Source organism: Herbaspirillum rhizosphaerae (assembly GCF_001189965.1).
In the GTDB taxonomy this organism is placed as follows: Bacteria; Pseudomonadota; Gammaproteobacteria; order Burkholderiales; family Burkholderiaceae_D; genus Herbaspirillum; species Herbaspirillum rhizosphaerae.
Genome location: NZ_LFLU01000003.1, coordinates 62242 through 79434 on the forward strand (window position 1 = coordinate 62242; position 17193 = coordinate 79434).

The 17193-nt window shown below is 59.2% G+C and carries 18 protein-coding genes and 3 tRNA genes; 19 read left to right on the forward strand and 2 right to left on the reverse strand.

The genetic code is table 11. From position 1 onward, the window contains the following. The first annotated feature begins 18 nt into the window (after positions 1-18). The 19 genes from recO (at position 19) to htpX (ending at position 15409) form a co-directional block, all read left to right on the forward strand. Positions 19-894 carry a DNA repair protein RecO gene (recO, locus tag AKL25_RS05700; protein ID WP_205627218.1) on the forward strand — a complete coding sequence of 292 codons (876 nt, stop codon included), beginning with the start codon at positions 19-21 and terminating at the stop codon, positions 892-894. Between the two features lie 16 nt (positions 895-910). Then, positions 911-2158, forward strand: a complete 1248-nt coding sequence (locus tag AKL25_RS05705) for a benzoate/H(+) symporter BenE family transporter (protein ID WP_050476690.1) — start codon at positions 911-913, stop codon at positions 2156-2158. Positions 2159-2162: 4 nt separating this feature from the next. After that, the gene (gene pdxJ / locus AKL25_RS05710) at positions 2163-2933 is read left to right on the forward strand and encodes a pyridoxine 5'-phosphate synthase (protein WP_050476691.1); all 771 of its coding nucleotides are present in this window, start codon (positions 2163-2165) and stop codon (positions 2931-2933) included. Between the two features lie 16 nt (positions 2934-2949). Continuing rightward, positions 2950-3342 (forward strand): holo-ACP synthase, encoded by a 393-nt coding sequence (gene acpS / locus AKL25_RS05715; RefSeq protein ID WP_050476692.1) that lies wholly within the window; start codon positions 2950-2952, stop codon positions 3340-3342. After that, positions 3339-4388: a beta-N-acetylhexosaminidase gene (gene nagZ / locus AKL25_RS05720; RefSeq protein WP_050476693.1), complete on the forward strand. Its 1050-nt coding sequence runs from the start codon at positions 3339-3341 to the stop codon at positions 4386-4388. Before acpS ends, nagZ begins: the two co-directional genes overlap by 4 nt. A gap of 62 nt (positions 4389-4450) precedes the next feature. Continuing rightward, positions 4451-6337 carry an excinuclease ABC subunit UvrC gene (gene uvrC / locus AKL25_RS05725; RefSeq protein WP_050476694.1) on the forward strand — a complete coding sequence of 629 codons (1887 nt, stop codon included), beginning with the start codon at positions 4451-4453 and terminating at the stop codon, positions 6335-6337. 193 nt (positions 6338-6530) lie between these two features. Beyond that, positions 6531-7121 (forward strand): CDP-diacylglycerol--glycerol-3-phosphate 3-phosphatidyltransferase, encoded by a 591-nt coding sequence (gene pgsA / locus AKL25_RS05730; protein WP_050476695.1) that lies wholly within the window; start codon positions 6531-6533, stop codon positions 7119-7121. A gap of 41 nt (positions 7122-7162) precedes the next feature. Further along, positions 7163-7238: transfer RNA gene (locus AKL25_RS05735), tRNA-Gly, on the forward strand. A 148-nt stretch (positions 7239-7386) separates the two neighbouring features. Then, a tRNA-Cys gene (locus tag AKL25_RS05740) sits at positions 7387-7460 on the forward strand. A gap of 10 nt (positions 7461-7470) precedes the next feature. Continuing rightward, positions 7471-7546 (forward strand) — tRNA-Gly (locus AKL25_RS05745). Positions 7547-7793: 247 nt separating this feature from the next. Beyond that, positions 7794-8744 (forward strand): chemotaxis protein, encoded by a 951-nt coding sequence (locus AKL25_RS05750; RefSeq protein ID WP_050476696.1) that lies wholly within the window; start codon positions 7794-7796, stop codon positions 8742-8744. A 310-nt stretch (positions 8745-9054) separates the two neighbouring features. Next, the gene (gene cobT, locus AKL25_RS05755) at positions 9055-10089 is read left to right on the forward strand and encodes a nicotinate-nucleotide--dimethylbenzimidazole phosphoribosyltransferase (protein ID WP_050476697.1); all 1035 of its coding nucleotides are present in this window, start codon (positions 9055-9057) and stop codon (positions 10087-10089) included. Position 10090: 1 nt separating this feature from the next. Continuing rightward, the gene (locus tag AKL25_RS05760) at positions 10091-10903 is read left to right on the forward strand and encodes an adenosylcobinamide-GDP ribazoletransferase (RefSeq protein WP_050476698.1); all 813 of its coding nucleotides are present in this window, start codon (positions 10091-10093) and stop codon (positions 10901-10903) included. A gap of 15 nt (positions 10904-10918) precedes the next feature. Then, positions 10919-11473: a histidine phosphatase family protein gene (locus AKL25_RS05765; protein ID WP_050476699.1), complete on the forward strand. Its 555-nt coding sequence runs from the start codon at positions 10919-10921 to the stop codon at positions 11471-11473. A 293-nt stretch (positions 11474-11766) separates the two neighbouring features. Next, positions 11767-12150: a response regulator gene (locus AKL25_RS05770; protein ID WP_050476700.1), complete on the forward strand. Its 384-nt coding sequence runs from the start codon at positions 11767-11769 to the stop codon at positions 12148-12150. Next, positions 12147-12764, forward strand: a complete 618-nt coding sequence (locus tag AKL25_RS05775) for a chemotaxis protein CheX (RefSeq protein WP_050476701.1) — start codon at positions 12147-12149, stop codon at positions 12762-12764. The genes AKL25_RS05770 and AKL25_RS05775 overlap by 4 nt, the downstream gene beginning before the upstream one ends. A gap of 11 nt (positions 12765-12775) precedes the next feature. After that, complete coding sequence (locus AKL25_RS05780; protein ID WP_050476702.1) at positions 12776-13732, forward strand: diguanylate cyclase domain-containing protein; 957 nt, start codon at positions 12776-12778, stop codon at positions 13730-13732. Positions 13733-13972: 240 nt separating this feature from the next. After that, the gene (locus AKL25_RS05785; protein ID WP_240475652.1) at positions 13973-14368 is read left to right on the forward strand and encodes a hypothetical protein; all 396 of its coding nucleotides are present in this window, start codon (positions 13973-13975) and stop codon (positions 14366-14368) included. Between the two features lie 156 nt (positions 14369-14524). Continuing rightward, the gene (htpX, locus tag AKL25_RS05790) at positions 14525-15409 is read left to right on the forward strand and encodes a protease HtpX (protein ID WP_050476704.1); all 885 of its coding nucleotides are present in this window, start codon (positions 14525-14527) and stop codon (positions 15407-15409) included. A 70-nt stretch (positions 15410-15479) separates the two neighbouring features. Here the strand turns inward: htpX and AKL25_RS05795 are convergent, their stop codons facing one another. Both AKL25_RS05795 and rpiB read right to left on the reverse strand, forming a co-directional pair. Then, positions 15480-16439, reverse strand: coding sequence for a sugar-binding transcriptional regulator (locus tag AKL25_RS05795; RefSeq protein ID WP_050476705.1), 960 nt, complete (start codon positions 16437-16439; stop codon positions 15480-15482). A 59-nt stretch (positions 16440-16498) separates the two neighbouring features. Then, entirely contained in the window at positions 16499-16954 is a 456-nt protein-coding gene (gene rpiB, locus AKL25_RS05800; RefSeq protein ID WP_050476706.1) for a ribose 5-phosphate isomerase B, read from the reverse strand. Between the last annotated feature and the right edge of the window lie 239 nt (positions 16955-17193).

A 17193-nucleotide genomic window follows, 5' to 3' on the forward strand; every position in this document is an offset into this window, starting at 1 on the left:
TACACCACACATACACCTATGGCTGAGATCACCGCCGATACCGCAGTTGGTCAGACACTCGATGCAGAAGCACTGAGCGCTGCGGCGACGCAGTCTGCGCTGGACAATGCCAAGAATGCCGCCGCACCCAAGCGCGGTACGCGCGCATCGGCAACGCCGCGCCGCCCAAGGGCGCAGGAAAAAGAAACCCGCATCCAGGCCCAGCCCGGCTTCGTGCTGCACAGCTATCCCTATAAAGAAACCAGCCTGATCGTCGATGTGTTTTCACGCGATCACGGCCGCGTCGCACTGGTCGCCAAAGGCGCCAAGCGTCCGCATTCCGCATTGCGCGGCGTGCTGCAAACCTTTCAGCCCTTGTCGGTCAGCTGGGCCGGCAAGTCCGAAGTACGCACCCTGACCGTCGCCGAATGGGTCGGCGGCATGCTGCCGCTGGAAAAATCGGCGCTGCTGTGCGGCTTCTATCTCAACGAATTGCTGGTCAAGCTGCTGGCGCGCGACGATGCGCATCCGGCGCTGTTCGATCATTACGTGTCGACGCTGAATCAGCTCGCGCACGGCGAGTCCGCACCTATCGTGCTGCGCAAGTTCGAGCGCGCCTTGCTCAAGGAAACCGGCGTGGCCGGCGACTGGACCAGGTGCATCACCAACGGCAAAGCGGTTGCGCCGGAAGAGACCTATGTCGTCGATCCGGAGCAGGGCGTGCGCTTCCCGCGCCTGTCCGACGCGTGGCCCAAAGTCTCCGGCAAGACCTTGCTCGACATGGACAAGGAAGACTACAGCGACCTCAACACGCAGACGCAGAGCAAACTCCTGATGCGCTCCTTGCTGTCGCATCATCTGGGCGGCGCGCAATTGAATACGCGGCAGATTCTGATCGATCTGACGCAGCTCTGAGACGCCAGGGATTCCCGTGTTGAAAGATTTTTCCTGGTCGGGCATGGCGGCAGGCTTCGTCGCCGTCCTCATCGGCTTTACCAGTTCCGCCGCCATCATCTTCCAGGCCGCCGCCGCTGCCGGCGCGACGCCAACCCAGATCAGCTCATGGATTTTTGCGCTCGGCCTGGGCATGGGCGTGACCTGCATCGGTCTTTCGCTCTACTACCGCACACCCGTCGTCACCGCCTGGTCCACGCCCGGCGCGGCCTTGCTGATCACCGGACTGGCCGGCCTCTCGATGCCGCAGGCGATCGGCGTGTTCATGTTTTCGGCGGCGCTGGTCACCATTTGCGGCGTCACCGGCCTGTTCGCAAGGGCGATGAATCGTATCCCGATTTCGATTGCCGCCGCCATGCTGGCCGGCATCCTGGCGCGTTTCGGCATGGATGTCTTCGTCGCCATGAAGCTGGAGTTTGCGCTGGTGTTGCTGATGTTTGCGGTGTACCTGGTCGCCAAACGCTTCTCGCCGCGCTACGCCATCATCATCGTCCTGGCGCTCGGTACGGCCTTTGCCGGCGCGCAGGGATTGCTGAAATTTGAAAGCTTCCACGCAAGCCTCGCCACGCCGGAATTCGTCATGCCCGAATTCGCCTGGACCAGTCTGCTCGGCGTCGGCATACCGCTTTTCGTTGTGACCATGGCGTCGCAAAACGCGCCCGGCGTGGCGATCATGCGCGCCTCCGGCTACCAGACGCCGGTGTCGCCGCTGATGACCTGGACCGGGCTGACGACCCTGATGCTGGCGCCTTTCGGCTGCTTTTCGATTTGTCTTGCGGCCATTACTGCCGCCATCTGCATGGGCAAGGAAGCGCATGAAGACGCCTCCAAGCGCTACATGGCCAGCGTGGCGGCCGGCGTCTTTTACCTGGTGGCAGGCATCTTCGGCGCCACCGTGGTGGCGCTGTTCTCTGCGTTCCCCAAGGCGCTGATCATGGCAATTGCCGGGCTGGCGCTGTTCGGCACCATCGCCAACGGCCTGACTGTCGCCATGTCGAATGAAACGCAGCGCGAAGCGGCATTGATTACCTTTCTGGTCACCGCGTCGGGCGTTTCCCTGTTCGGCATCGGCGCCGCATTCTGGGGGCTGGTTGCCGGTGGTCTGGCGATGCTGGTCTTCAACGGGAAATGGAAAACTGCTTCCGCGACACAAGCGACGCCGGAAACAATGCACGATAAAATTCCAGCCTCGCATTCTCAATCACCTCACAGCGCACAGCGATAATGTCATGAGCTTTCTCAATCCTGTCGGTCCGGCCATCGAGCTGGGCATCAATATCGATCACGTCGCCACCTTGCGCAACGCGCGCGGCACGACTTATCCCGATCCTATCCAGGCTGCATTGCAGGCCGAAGAGGCGGGCGCCGATGCGATCACCTTGCACCTGCGCGAAGATCGCCGCCACATCCGCGACGCCGACGTCGAAGCGATCCGTCCCTTGCTGCGCACGCGCATGAATCTGGAAGCCGCCGTCACCAGCGAGATGATCGATTTTTCTTGCCGTATCAGGCCGCAGGATTCCTGCCTCGTGCCGGAGAAGCGTACCGAAATCACCACCGAAGGCGGCCTCGACGTCGTCACGCATTTTGCCCAAGTGCAGGCGGCGGTGAAGCAGTTGCAGGCCGAAGGCATCCGCGTGAGCCTGTTCATCGATCCGGACGACGAGCAGATCAAGGCTGCCGCCGAAACCGGTGCACCCGTGATCGAACTGCACACCGGCCGCTATGCCGAAGCGCACGACCAGGCCGAGCAGGAAAAAGAACTGGAACGCGTCAAGGCCAGCGTGCTGGAAGGCATCCGCCGCGGGCTCAAAGTCAACGCCGGCCACGGTTTGCACTACACCAACGTACAGGCGATCGCCGCTATCCCGCATATCGCCGAACTCAACATCGGCCATGCCATCGTCGCGCAAGCGGTGTTTGTCGGCTGGCAAAAAGCGGTCAGCGACATGAAGGCGATCATGCTCAAGGCGCGCCTGGACGCTGCCGGAAAACATTGATAACGAAAGCTTGACCATGATCTACGGCATCGGTACCGACATTCTCCAGATATCACGTCTCAAGGCCACGCTGGAACGGCGCGGCGACCGCTTTGCGGAAAAGATCCTGGGGCCGGAGGAAATGGTCAAATACCTCAGCCGCAAAGCCAAGGTCGAAGCGCGCGGCATCAGTTTCCTGGCGACGCGCTTTGCCGCCAAGGAAGCGTTTTCCAAGGCCATCGGGCTGGGCATGCGCATGCCGATGACCTGGCGCTCGATGCAAACGCTCAATGCGCCCAGCGGCAAACCGATCGTCGTGTGCAGCGGCAAACTGAAAACATGGATGGAAGAGCAGGGCCTGACCGCGCAAGTCTCGATCACCGATGAGGTGGAGTACGCGGTCGCATTTGTCATAGCGGAGAAAACATGAAGTCAGCAGCTCAATCGGATCAAGCGAAACAGGCCTTGGGCCCCGTCATGCTCGACGTGGTCGGCACCAGCCTGACGGCGGAAGACATCCGCCGCATCCGGCATCCGCTGACCGGCGGCGTGATCCTGTTCGCGCGCAACTATGAAAACCGCAAGCAGATCACGGCGCTGGCGCAAGCCATCCACGCGGCGCGCCCGGGCGTGCTGATCGCGGTCGACCATGAAGGCGGTCGCGTGCAACGCTTCAAGACCGACGGCTTCACGCATCTGCCCGCCATGCGCGTGCTGGGCGAGTTATGGGATCGCGACGTGTTGGAGGCAACCCGCCTGGCGACGGCGGTCGGCTACGTGCTGGCGGCCGAACTGCGCGCCTGCGGCATCGACCTCTCGTTCACACCGGTGCTGGACCTCGACTTCGGCGTATCGAGCGTGATCGGCACCCGTTCCTTCCATCGCGATCCGCGCGTCGTGACGCTGCTGGCAAAGAGCCTGAATCACGGTCTTGCGCTGGCCGGCATGGCCAATTGCGGCAAGCATTTTCCCGGCCACGGCTACGTGCAGGCCGATTCGCACATCGACACGCCGGTCGACGACCGCGCCTATCAGGACATCATCGGCGACGACGCCATGCCGTATGACTGGCTTGGCATGAGCCTGACGGCTGTGATGCCGGCGCACGTGATTTATCCGAAGGTGGACAAACACCCGGCCGGGTTCTCCAAAAAATGGCTGAACATCCTGCGCAAGGACATCGGTTTCCAGGGCGTGATCTTCAGCGACGACCTCAGCATGCAAGGCGCCAGCGTCGCCGGCAGCGTCCTTGACGGCGCGCAGGCGGCGTTGGATGCCGGTTGCGACATGGTGCTGATCTGCAATTCGCCCGACAAGGCGGACCAGTTGCTGAGCGGCCTGAAGACCAGGATTTCTCCTGCATCGGCGGCGCGCATCGCCGCGCTGGTGCCGCAAAGCGACTTCCTCGATTGGGACGGCCTGCAAAAGGATGAGCGTTACCTGGCCGCCAAAAAACTGGTGTTGACGCTGGCCTGAGCCGCACCCTGACCCTATCACGATATCAATAGCTGTCCACGAGACGAATTGCCCGAGCCAGCATGTCCGACACTTTGCCAACCGATCCGATCGATCCGGTCAATCCCCCGATTGATCCACGCGACGTCGTCCTTGAGACGGTAGCCAAGCTGCCGCATCTGCCGGGCGTGTATCGCTATTTCGATGCGGAAGACAACGTCCTGTACGTCGGCAAGGCGCGCGACCTGAAGAAGCGGGTGTCGAGCTATTTCCAGAAGACATTGAGCAGCCCGCGCATCGCCATGATGGTCGATCGCATCGCGCGCCTGGAGACGACCGTCACGCGCAGCGAGGCCGAAGCGCTGCTGCTGGAAAACAATCTGATCAAGACGCTGCGCCCGCGCTTCAATATCCTGTTTCGCGACGACAAGTCCTATCCCTACCTGAAGATCACCGGCCACGCGTTTCCGCGCATGGCCTACTACCGCGGCGCGGTCGACAAGAAGAGCCAGTATTTCGGTCCCTTTCCCAATGCCTGGGCGGTCAAGGAGTCGATCCAGATTCTGCAGAAGGTATTTCTGTTGCGCACCTGTGAAGACACGGTCTACGCCAACCGGACGCGGCCATGCCTGCTGCATCAGATCCATCGCTGCAGCGGCCCCTGCGTCAATCTGGTGACGCCGGAAGACTACGCCCTCGATGTCGAGAACGCCTCCAAATTCCTGCGCGGCCGCCAGACCGAAGTGCTCGACACGCTGGAAAAGAAGATGCACGCCTATGCCGGCGAACTCAAGTTCGAACAGGCGGCGGCGGTGCGCAATCAGATTACTTCGCTCTCCAGCGTGCTGCATCAGCAGACCATGGAAACCGGCAGCGACGCCGACATCGACATCATCGCCGTGATCGTGCAGGGCGGCCGCGCCTGTGTGAATCTGGCGATGGTGCGCGGCGGACGCCACCTAGGCGATCGCGCCTATTTTCCGACGCATGTGGATGGCGCCATTCCCGAGGGCGAAGAGTCGCTGGAAGCGGAAGTCATCAAGGCTTTCCTGGCGCAGCATTACATCGACAAATTCATCCCCGGCAATCTCATCCTCAATACGGAGTTCGACGACCCTGCGCTGATGCTGGCGCTCATGGAGCAGTGCGGCCACCGCATCACGCTCACGCTGCAGCCGCAAGGCCAGCGCCGCCAGTGGCTGGAGATGGCGCACAAGGGCGCAGAGATCGCGCTGGCGCGCCTGTTGTCCGAACAGGGTTCGCAACAGGCGCGCACGCGGGCGCTGGTCGAGGCGCTGGGCAGCGAAGTCGAAGACATCGAAAGCCTGCGTGTGGAGTGCTTCGACATCAGCCATACGCAAGGCGAGGCCACGCAGGCGTCGTGCGTGGTGTTCCATCACCACGCCATGCAAAACGGCGAATACCGCCGCTACAACATCAACGACATCACGCCGGGCGACGATTACGCCGCGATGCGCCAGGTGCTCATGCGCCGCTATGAAAAAGTCGCCAACGGCGAAGGCACCATGCCCGACATCGTCCTCATCGACGGCGGCAAAGGGCAGGTGGAAATGGCGCGCCAGGTGTTCACCGAACTGGGACTCGATATCAGCCTGATCGTCGGCGTGGCCAAGGGAGAAGGGCGCAAGGTCGGGCTGGAAACGCTGGTATTCGTCGACGGCAGGCCGGCGCAAGAGCTGGGCAAGGAATCCGCTGCGCTGATGCTGATCGCGCAGATCCGCGACGAGGCGCACCGCTTTGCGATCACCGGCATGCGCGCCAAACGAGCCAAGGCCAGGCAGACTTCGCGGCTGGAAGAGATCGAAGGCATCGGCGCCAAACGCCGCCAGAAGCTGCTGGCGCGCTTCGGCGGCCTGCGCGGCGTGGCCGACGCCAGCATCGACGAGCTGGCCTCGGTGGAAGGGATTTCGCACACGCTGGCGGAAGAAATCTACCGTCAGCTGCATTAACTCGCCGGCCGGTGCCTGCCTGCCATTGAATTTCACCCCGCTGCCTGCATGTAGCAGGGGGCCGCTCCAAACCGCGCAGACAACGCACCGATTTCCCTACTGATTTATCCCGGTAACAGGTTTTAAGAGGCGGCTCTGATACTATCTCGGTAAATTTCACTCAGCGCAGAAGTTCACGATAATAAATAAACGTATGCCATTCAATATTCCCATTTTGCTTACCTGGTTGCGTGTCGCCCTGATTCCACTGGTGGTCGGTGTGTTTTATGTGCCGGAGATCGGGCTGTCGCGTTACGAGCAAGGCATCGCGTCGACGATCATCTTCATCGTCGCCGCGGCGACCGACTGGTTCGACGGCTTCCTGGCGCGTCGCTGGGATCAGACGTCGGCGTTCGGCGCTTTCCTCGATCCGGTCGCGGACAAACTGATGGTCACCGGCGCCTTGCTGGTGCTGGTGCATCTGGATCGCGTGCATCCGATTATCGCCTTCATCATCATCGGCCGCGAGATCGCCATCTCGGCGCTGCGCGAATGGATGGCGCAGATCGGCGCATCGAAATCGGTGGCCGTCAGCTCGCTCGGAAAAATCAAAACCACGGCGCAGATGATCGCGATTCCGATGCTGCTGTTCTATGGCGATTTGTTCGGTTTCATCAATACGCAGGTATTGGGAAAATGGCTGTTGCTGATCGCAGCCGTGCTGACAGTGTGGTCCATGCTTTACTACTTGCAGAAGGCATGGCCGCTGATAAAAAAAGTACAAGAAAACAAAAGTGGCGCTTGACTTCCTCTATGGAAGCTCTATAATAGCGTTCTGTTGTTGATGCGGGAGTAGCTCAGTTGGTAGAGCGATACCTTGCCAAGGTATAGGTCGAGAGTTCGAGACTCTTCTCCCGCTCCAGAATTACTAAAGGAAGCGCCAAAACGCTTCCTTTTTTCATTGTGAGAGTTCTGCATCAGCCGAAAAAACTTCAGAAGATTGACGCTGAAGCCGGTTGAAAAGAAAGCCGCAATTAGCAACGAATAGACAGCAGTAGTTAATGTCCCCTGGCGGGGTAGCAAAGTGGTTATGCAGCGGCCTGCAAAGCCGTCTACGCCGGTTCGATCCCGACCCCCGCCTCCAAACGCTCCATGCGGGAGTAGCTCAGTTGGTAGAGCGATACCTTGCCAAGGTATAGGTCGAGAGTTCGAGACTCTTCTCCCGCTCCATATTAAAAAGGAAGCTCAGCAATGAGCTTCCTTTTTTCTTTTCCGATCCCGTTTTTCTTCCCTTCTCGGCCTTCCTTCAGACGGTTTTTCCTCAGCGATTTGTTGCACCAGCACAGGGCAACAAATATTGGATTTATGTCGTATTTTGTTCGATTCAATTGTTTTTTATGCAATTACACTCTACATTGACGTATCGCTTGAACGGGTAGTTTCAATCGCAATAGAAGATAACGACGGGGGTGTCGCAATGGATGCATTTCAAAAAGAGATCGACGAAAGAACCAATCTCACCAGCTCCAACAAATTTGAGTTGCTGCTTTTCCGTCTCGGCTCCGACCCGCATGGCGTGCGCTCGGAACTGTTCGGCATCAACGTCTTCAAGATTCGCGAAATTGTCCCCATGCCGGCCATCACAAAAGCAGCAGGGACGCAGTCGCCGATGCTGGGCATGGTCAACATCCGCGGCCAGATCATTTCGGTGATCGATTTGCCGGCGGTGGTCGGCTGTACACCCAAGACCGGTCTGAACATTTTGCTGGTGACGGAATACGCGCGCAGCACGCAGGCTTTTGCGGTGGAATCGGTCGACGAAATCGTGCGCCTTGAATGGAGCCAGGTGTTGTCCGCGGAATCCAAGGCCGGCGGCAACTTTGTGACCAGCATCGCGCGCCTCGACGACGAGATGCAGGGCAGCCGCCTGGCGCAAGTGCTGGACGTCGAGCAGATCCTGCACGAAATCATGCCGAAGGAGCGCGACATGGAAATCGCCGGCATGGAGCACATCAAGCTCAAGCCGGGCGCGGTGATCATTGCCGCCGACGATTCCAAGGTGGCGCGTTCGCTGGTGGAAAGCGGATTGACCGCAATGGGCTTGCCTTTCCTGATGCACAAAACCGGCAAGGAAGCCTGGGAAAAACTGCTTGAAATCAGCAAGGAAACGAAAGCGCAAGGCGTACCGATTACCGATCGCGTCGCGATGGTGCTGACTGATCTGGAAATGCCGGAAATGGACGGCTTCACGCTTACGCGCAATATTAAGCGCGACGAGGGGCTGAAGGCGATTCCTGTCGTGATCCACTCGTCCTTGTCCGGCTCCGCCAACGAAGACCACGTCAAGAACATCGGCGCCGACGGCTATGTCGCCAAATTCGTCATCGAAGACCTGACCAAGGCCATCGCCCACGCGCTCGGTAAATAGTTTCTGTCAGCGCATCGTCAGACGTACTTCCCGGTTAAAACGTAAAATGCCGCGATTCATTCAAACGGATGAATCGCGGCATTTTTGCCATGAAGCCTGTTGTGACTACAATGAATGACGGTCTCGCCGGAAGGCGATGCCTGTCGATGCCCAACGATGCCGATTAAAGGCGCCAGAATGTAAAGAACGCCCCCGCAGCACTGCACATTTGGTCGCAACGCGCGACTATCTCTTATACTGACGTCCTTTCGTCAATTCTGTTTTTCATTGATCAGAATCCATTTCGCGGCCAACGGCGTGTGATCCAGCTATGCTCATTCCACAATTATCTTCTACACAAGACGCCGCGCTGTCATCGGCTTTGCAAGGCCTGATCGACAACAAGACCAAGCCGCAGGGTAGCCTGGGCGTGCTGGAATTCATCGCGCATCGGATCGGGCTGATCCAGCAGACAGCCATCCCGCGCATCGATCGCGCCGCCATCGTCGTGTTTGCCGCCGATCACGGTATCGTCGCTGAAAACATCTCGGCTTATCCGCAAAGCGTGACCTGGCAGATGGTGGAAAACTTCCTGCAGCAAGGCGCCGCCATCAATGTGTTCGCACGCCAGAACGATTGCGCTTTGCACATCGTCGACGCCGGCGTGAATCATGACTTCGGCAATCGCGCCGAGCTGATCGACAGGAAGATCGGACCCGGCACGCGCAATTTTGCAAAAGAGCCGGCGATGACGTCCGAGCAATGCCGGCAGGCGATTCAGCGCGGCATGGATCTGGTCGCCGCAATGCCGGTCGACGTCATCGGCTTTGGCGAAATGGGCATCGGCAATACCACCGCCGCTGCGGCGCTCATGCACAAGATCACGGGCATTGCCGCCGCCGAATGCGTCGGCGCCGGCACCGGCCTGGCGGCAGAAGGGATACGCCACAAGCAGCAGGTCATCGAACAGGCTATCGCGCATCATGCCGGCGTCGATACGACTATGGAGGTATTGCAGACCTTCGGCGGTTTCGAAATTGCGATGATCGTCGGTGCCATGCTGAAAGCGGCGGAGCAGCGCATGGTGCTGCTGATCGACGGATTTATCGTCACATCGGCGCTGCTGGTGGCGGCGAAGTTGCAACCTGCGATTCTCGACTATTGCGTGTTTTCGCATTGTTCGGACGAGCATGGGCACCGGCGCATGCTCGATTATCTGGATGGACGCCCGTTGATGCAGCTCGATCTGCGTCTGGGCGAGGGGACCGGCAGCGCGTTGGCCTTGCCGCTGCTGCATGCCGCGGTGAATTTTTTGGCCCAGATGGCGACCTTCTCGTCGGCCCAGGTCAGTGAAAAAAGCGCCTGACATGTCGGTCGTGCCCAGCGCCGGCGCCGGCTTGCGTTATCAACTGCGGCTGTTTTTTACGGCGCTGCAGTTTTTTACGCGCTTGCCGGCGCCGCGCTGGGTCGGGTTTGATGCGGCATGGCTGCAGCATGCCGTGCGTTACTTTCCGGCGGTAGGCATTCTGGTCGGCCTGGTATGTGCAACCGTATATTGGCTGACGTCGCTGTTGCTGCCGCAAGTGGTGGCGGTGCTGTTGTCGACGGCGGCAGGGATTTATCTGACCGGCGCTTTTCACGAAGACGGCTTTGCCGACGTCTGCGACGGTTTCGGCGGGGGTATGCAGGCGTCGCGGGTTCTGGAAATCATGCGCGACTCGCGTGTCGGCGCTTACGGCGTGATCGGCATGCTGCTGCTGCTGGGCCTTAAAATCGCCGCGCTCGCCAGTCTGCCTGCATTGCAGGTGGCGCCGGCGTTGCTGCTGGCGCATCCGGTGTCGCGCTGTCTGGCGGCCGGCCTGATCTGGCGCATGGAGTATGTGCGGGAAGAAGGCAAGGTCAAGCCGCTGGCGCAGCAAATGAATACGTTTGAATTCGCTGTCGCGACGCTGACGGCATGTTTGCCGGTCGCGGCGTGCATGGCGATGGGATGGTTTGCATGGCAGGGAATGCTGCTGGCGCTGCTGCTGGGTCTGGCCGCCACGGTTTTTCTTGCGCATAAATTTCGGCGCCGCATCGGCGGTTACACCGGCGATTGCCTCGGCGCCGTACAACAACTTAGCGAAGTCGCGATTTACCTGGGCCTGCTGGCTGCGGTATCGGCGGCATCGTCCTTATAGACAGAAAGGTCCACCATGTTGCTGCACTTAATTCGTCATCCTCAGCCCGTTATCGGCAAGGGCCTCTGTTATGGCAGCAGTGATCTGGCCGTGACCGAAGAAGACTGCCGGGCGGTGCTCGAGCAAGTCCAGCCGGTGCTGCCGCCGCACGCGCCGCTGTATTCCAGCCCGTTGCAACGCTGCGTCTTCCTGGCCGAGCCGCTGGCGGCTGCACTCAACGCCGGACCTGTGCGCTATGACCCGCGCCTGATGGAAATGCATTTCGGCACCTGGGAACAATGTGCGTGGGACGACTTGCCGCGCGCGGAGATCGATCAATGGGCCGCCGACGTTGTCGGTTATCGCCCGGGCGGCGGCGAGAACGTGCTGCACGTGGCGCAGCGCATCGACGCTTTTTGCACCGACCTGCTGTCGCGCGGCCATGGGCAGGCCATCATCGTCTGCCACGCCGGCACGATCCGCATGCTGCAGGCGCGCGCACTGAATCTGTCCGTGCCAAAGATGGCCGAGCACGCCGCCATCAACGCGCATGCGATTGCGTTCGGTGAGGTCCTGACCTTGCAGCTATGAGCTTGAATGCGGGCGGTGTTGTTCAGCGCCCACATCAAAATCGGCATAGTTGTTGAAAAGGAAGCCTTTGCGCTTCCTTTTTTTACGCCCGTACGGAGGGCAAAGTGCGGCATCGCGGGGCACGCAGGGCAGTTACTTGCAGATCGCGGCAAGTCATTGTTTTAGCGCAAGATTTCTGCAAAAAAATGCCGGTTGCTTTTGCCTCTTTTTCTGCAACACTAGAAAAAACAAGGTGACTAAAATAGTAAAATGTAGAAAAAAAGACAATATTGTTATAAAGATAATGGCGGCCTATGTCAGCAAACACGTCTCCCAAGAAAATTCTGATTGTCGACGACAGCAAGGTGTCGCGGATGGTGATCAAGGCGCATATCCTCGCGGTCCACGCCGACTGGCTTATCCAGGAAGCTGCGAGCGGCAATGACGCCATCGCCATGGTCGACCAGGAGCAGCCCGATTACTGCACCATGGACATCAATATGCCCGGTATGCTCGGCACCGATGCCGCCGACATCATTCTGAGCAAGTATCCGGGCGTGCGCATCGTCATCTTCTCCGCCAACATCCAGGAAGCGGCGCAATCGCGCGCGCAGCAGCTTGGCGCGCTGTTCGTCGCCAAGCCGGTCACGGAAAAATCCATTGCCCAGGCAATCGGCTATTTCACGGGGGCTGCGTGAAGGTGCTTTCAGAGATTGAGCTCGATGCGCTTACCGAAGTATTCAACGTCGGCGCAGGGCGTGCCGCGCTGAGCCTGAGCGAAATCGTCGGCGAAGAAGTGCTGCTCTCGGTGCCGTCTGTCGAGATCCTCAAAGCCGCCGAGGTCAACAGCCGCGTGCTCACGCTCAAGGACAACAAGTTCGCCACGGTCAGCCAGCTGTTCACCGGCCCCTTCGATGCCGAAGCGGTGCTCTTGTTCACCGAGAACTACGCGCTGGAAATCGTGCGCGACATGATGGGTTCGCAGATGAGCATCGAGGACCTGGCGGAATTCGAACAGGAAGCCATGTGCGAACTCGGCAACATTATCCTCAATGCCTGTTTGTCGGCCATGGCCGACATGCTCAAGATCAGCCTCAGCAGCTCGCTGCCGACCTATAACATGTCCTCGCCGGAGGAAATCTCCGCGCGTCTGGCCGAGCAAGGCCGCGACGACAGCTACATCCTGGTCCTGCACATCGACCTGGTGCTGGAAAAGCACCACACCGAAGGCCATCTGATTTTCCTGCTCAGCTCAACATCGCTGAACAAGCTGATTTCGCATATTCAGCAGTATCTGAACAATATTCTCTGAACGGTATTTCCATGAGCAGCGCAGTTCCACTTGGTTTTTCGGCAGACGAGGTTGTCAACAACGTCAACCTGGGACTCGTCGTGGTCGATCATGATTTGAACATCCTGTTATGGAATGACTGGATGAACCGGCATGCCCGCGTCGGCCGCGAACAGGCGCTGACGCAAAGCATCATCGCGCTGTTCGGCGAACAACTGACGCCGGGTTTTTTGCGCGCCCTGAACAACGCCATCGGTTACGGCCTGCCGGCGATCCTGTCCAGCGCATTCCATCGCTCTCCCTTGCCGCTGTTCGTCGAGCAGGACAAAAGCGAGACGCCGGTGCGCATGCATCAGTCCATCATCATGACGCCGTTGCGATCGGCAGAAGGGCAGCCGACCTGCCTGATCCAGATCAGCGACTCCAGTACGTCGGTCAAGCGCGAAAAAATGCTCATGTCGCATTCCGACGCGCTCAAGCGGGAAGCCATTACCGACGGCCTGACCGGCATCTACAATCGCCGCTTCTTCGACGAAAGCTATGCGCTCGCCCTGCGCGACGCCAAGCGCAATCGCAACAGCCTGTCGCTGTTCATGATCGACATCGATTACTTCAAGCAATACAACGACCACTACGGTCACGGCGAAGGCGACCGGGCGCTGAAGCTGGTCGCCAATGTCTTGCGTGCGCAAATGCGACGCCCCAACGATATCTGCGCGCGTTACGGCGGGGAAGAGTTCATCATGCTGATCCCGGGCTTTACCGAGACTCAGGCGGAAAAATTTGCTGAACGTTTGCGCGCCAGCGTCAGCGATCTCGGCATTGCGCATGAGAAGTCCCAGTCCGGCGCGCACATGACCATCAGCGTCGGCGTCTGCACCATGACGCCGGATATCGGCAGCGACGGCGCGGCCTTGCTCGACAGCGCCGACGATGCGCTGTACCAGGCGAAAAAGCAGGGGCGCAACCAGGTCATCCGCGGAGCTTGAGCGCATGTTTGCCTGTTTTTGAACGAAACGTGAACAATCCCGGCAAAAGCTGAACGGACGCGGCCTGCGCATGGTCATAAACAAGTTATCAACAGGGTTGACCACATTTTCTGTGAGTAACTTTGGCTGTGCCCGGCTTGCCGCGATGGCGGCATCCGGCCGTTTGCCGATCTTGCGTATAATGCGCTCCTTGATGTTTTTGCCGTTTTCACCGCCTCGCTTATGCGCCGATTCTGCTTTTTGTTGCTGGCATTCCTGTTTCCCTTGCAATTGTTTGCAGGGACGCTTGAGCCTGCGGCAAAGCAACTGAGCGAAACGGCGGCGATCGTGCCGGTTGTTGAGGCGCGCTCGCAAGGCGGTGCGCAACAAGCCGCATGGCAGCTGACACATGACGTCGCTGACGCCGTAACAGGCGACGCGAGCACCCAGGTCGATGCGGCCAATGCTGCGGGCGGTGCAGGCGACCAGCCCGACGCCAAAAAACTGTCGGCGCAAGGCGATCTGGAAGACCAGACCTTGCCGGCTCCTTTCGCTACCTTGCCGCTGGATTGGCATCCTTTCCCTCATTTTTATCCCCTCGTGAACGACGGTACATCCGCGTTCATCGATCTGCAGCGTCCTCCGCCGCTAGCCTGAGCGCGCTTATAGGCCAGTTCCTCGGCCCGTTGCGACTGATCGTTTGCGATCGGCGCGCGACGCCGGGTATTGCGCGCATTTCCTTTCTTCACTGTCATCGCCCGGTAGCAGCCACATCGCTGCTGCAAGTTCTCGTCTTTTTATTTAGGAAGCACCATGAAACGCGTCATACTTTTTCTCGTCACCAATCTGGCCGTGATGCTGGTCCTGAGCGTGACCGCCAGCATCCTCGGCATCAATCGCTACATGACGGCCAACGGGCTCAACTTCGGCATGCTGCTGATGTTCTGCGCCCTGATGGGTTTCGGCGGTTCGTTCATTTCCCTGCTGATGTCCAAGACCATCGCCAAGTGGTCCACCGGCGCGCGCGTCATCGAACATCCGCAAAATTCCACCGAAATGTGGCTGGTCGATACCGTCAACCGCCTGGCCACGCGCGCAGGATTGAGCATGCCCGAAGTCGCCGTCTACGATGGTCCGCCCAACGCCTTCGCCACCGGCGCCAGCAAGAGCAGCTCGCTGGTGGCGGTGTCGACCGGCCTGCTGCAAGGTATGACCAGGGAAGAAGTGGAAGCCGTGCTGGCGCACGAAGTCGCGCACATCGCCAACGGCGACATGGTGACGCTGACGCTGATCCAGGGCGTGGTGAATACTTTCGTGATGTTCTTTGCGCGTATCGTCGGCTACTTCGTCGACTCGGCGTTGCGTCGCAATAACGAGCAGTCGTCCGGCCCCGGCATCGGCTACATGGTCACGGTGGTGGTCTGCGAAATCGTGTTCGGCATCCTCGCCAGCGTGATCGTCATGTACTTCTCGCGCCAGCGCGAATACCGTGCCGACGCCGGCGCTGCATCGCTGATGGGTTCGCCGACACCGATGATCGGCGCCTTGCGCCGTCTGGGCGGGATGGAGTCCGACGGCTTGCCGCAGAACCTGCAGGCATCCGGCATTGCCGGCCGCGCGTCGTGGATGGGTTTGCTCTCCAGTCATCCTTCCATCGAGTCGCGCATCGCATCCTTGCAACGCAATCCGCGCGGATAAGCTGGAGCGAGAAAAGCGCCGTGAAAACGCCCTGCCGGGTATCGCCGGGCAGGGCGTCCGATTGGTGCGGTTATTTCTCGCGCGGGCGCGTGGCTTCTTCCAGCGTCAGGATGGATTGCGCAATGTTTTCCGTTGTGGCCAGGGTGTTGATGACGCCTGTACGCAGCGCGCCGAGAACAGCCGTGGTTTTTGAACTTTCGCTGGCGACTGCGATGACGTCGGGAATGCGCCTCAAGTCGTCCAGCGTCAGGCCGATCACGCGCGCTTGCATGGAAGTCTTGGCCGGTTCTCCATTCATGTTGATGAAGTCGTAACCCATCATGTCGCCCACCGCGCCCATGTGCTTGACCTCAAGGATCTCTTGCGGTGAAAACCAGCCCATGCGGACCATGTTGCTGTCTTCGTTGATATCGCCAATGCCAATCAGTGCAATATGCGCCCGGCGCGCCTTATCCAGGGTTTGCTTCACAGTGTCATTGGCCAGCAGGCTGCTGCGCACCTGCGGGTCGCTGACCAGGGCCGGCGCATAGAGGGTTTCGCTTTCGCCGCCAAACCGCGTGGCCAGGCGACGGCAAATATGATCCGAATTCATCGTTTCGCCGCCGCGATAGGAGCCGCCGATGGCGCAGACAAAAGTCGGACTGCGCTGCATCGACGAAACCGCATGTTCCGACACCGCGCTGATATTGCGGCCCATGCCCACGGCCACGATCATGTCGTTGGCGAGAATGCGGTCCAGATGGCTGGCGACCAGGCCGGCCAGGAGTTCGCGCTGGCTTTCCTGATCCTTGTGGTTGATCGAGATGATGGCGCGCTCGATCCCGAAGCGCGCCATCAGTTCATGCTCGAGCTGGCTGGTGTCGCTGGGGTGATGGCGTACGCGAATTTCTACGATGCCTTCCTTCTGCGCGCGCTTGAGCATGCGTCCGATGGTCGGGCGTGAAATGGAAAACCGTTTGGATAATTCGTCCTGAGTCAGTCCGTCTACGTAGTAGAGCGTTGCAAGCCGCGTCAGCTCATCGGTCGACATGTGCAGGTTCCTTCATTTATCTCTCCCTGAAGTCCGGATCTTCGTGTCCGGATTATCGTTCACTTTTGTTTTTGCAGGCCGCTTTCGTATTCGCGGATACGATTGAGCTTCGATTCCGAACGCCCGCCGGAAAATTCGGACGACAGCCAGGTGTCCACAATCGACTTGGCCAGTTCGGTGCCCACCACGCGCGCCCCCAGCGTGATGATCTGGGCATTGTTGCTTTTGCTGGCACGTTCGGCCGAATACGTGTCGTGGCATTGGGCGGCGCGCATGCCGGGCACCTTATTGGCCGAGATCGCCATGCCGATGCCGGTGCCGCAAAGCAGGATGGCGCGGGAAAAACGCTCCTCCATGACGGCTTCGGCCACCGCGAAGGCGATATCGGGATAGATGACCGGTTGCGTGTCATAGGTGCCGAAGTCGGTGACCTCGAGGCCTTTGCCGGTCAGGTGCTGCTTGATGATTTCTTTCAGTTCGAACGCTGCTTCGTCGCAGCCGATGGCGATTTCCATGATCTTTTTCCTTTCTGGCCGCGTCGATGAATGTAATGAAAAAATGATCGCGGAAAATCAAATTTTCATTTTTGATCATGATGAAGTCAAGCGATATCCGTGTCTATTTTCTTCTTAATCATCGCCTATTGTTTTTATTTGTCGTTATATTCGTTTTTATTCTAAATTTTAGAAAGTTTTTTAAACACGATTGACAGTCAAAAATCTCGCTTGCTAACATGGGTTTTAATGAGAAAAAG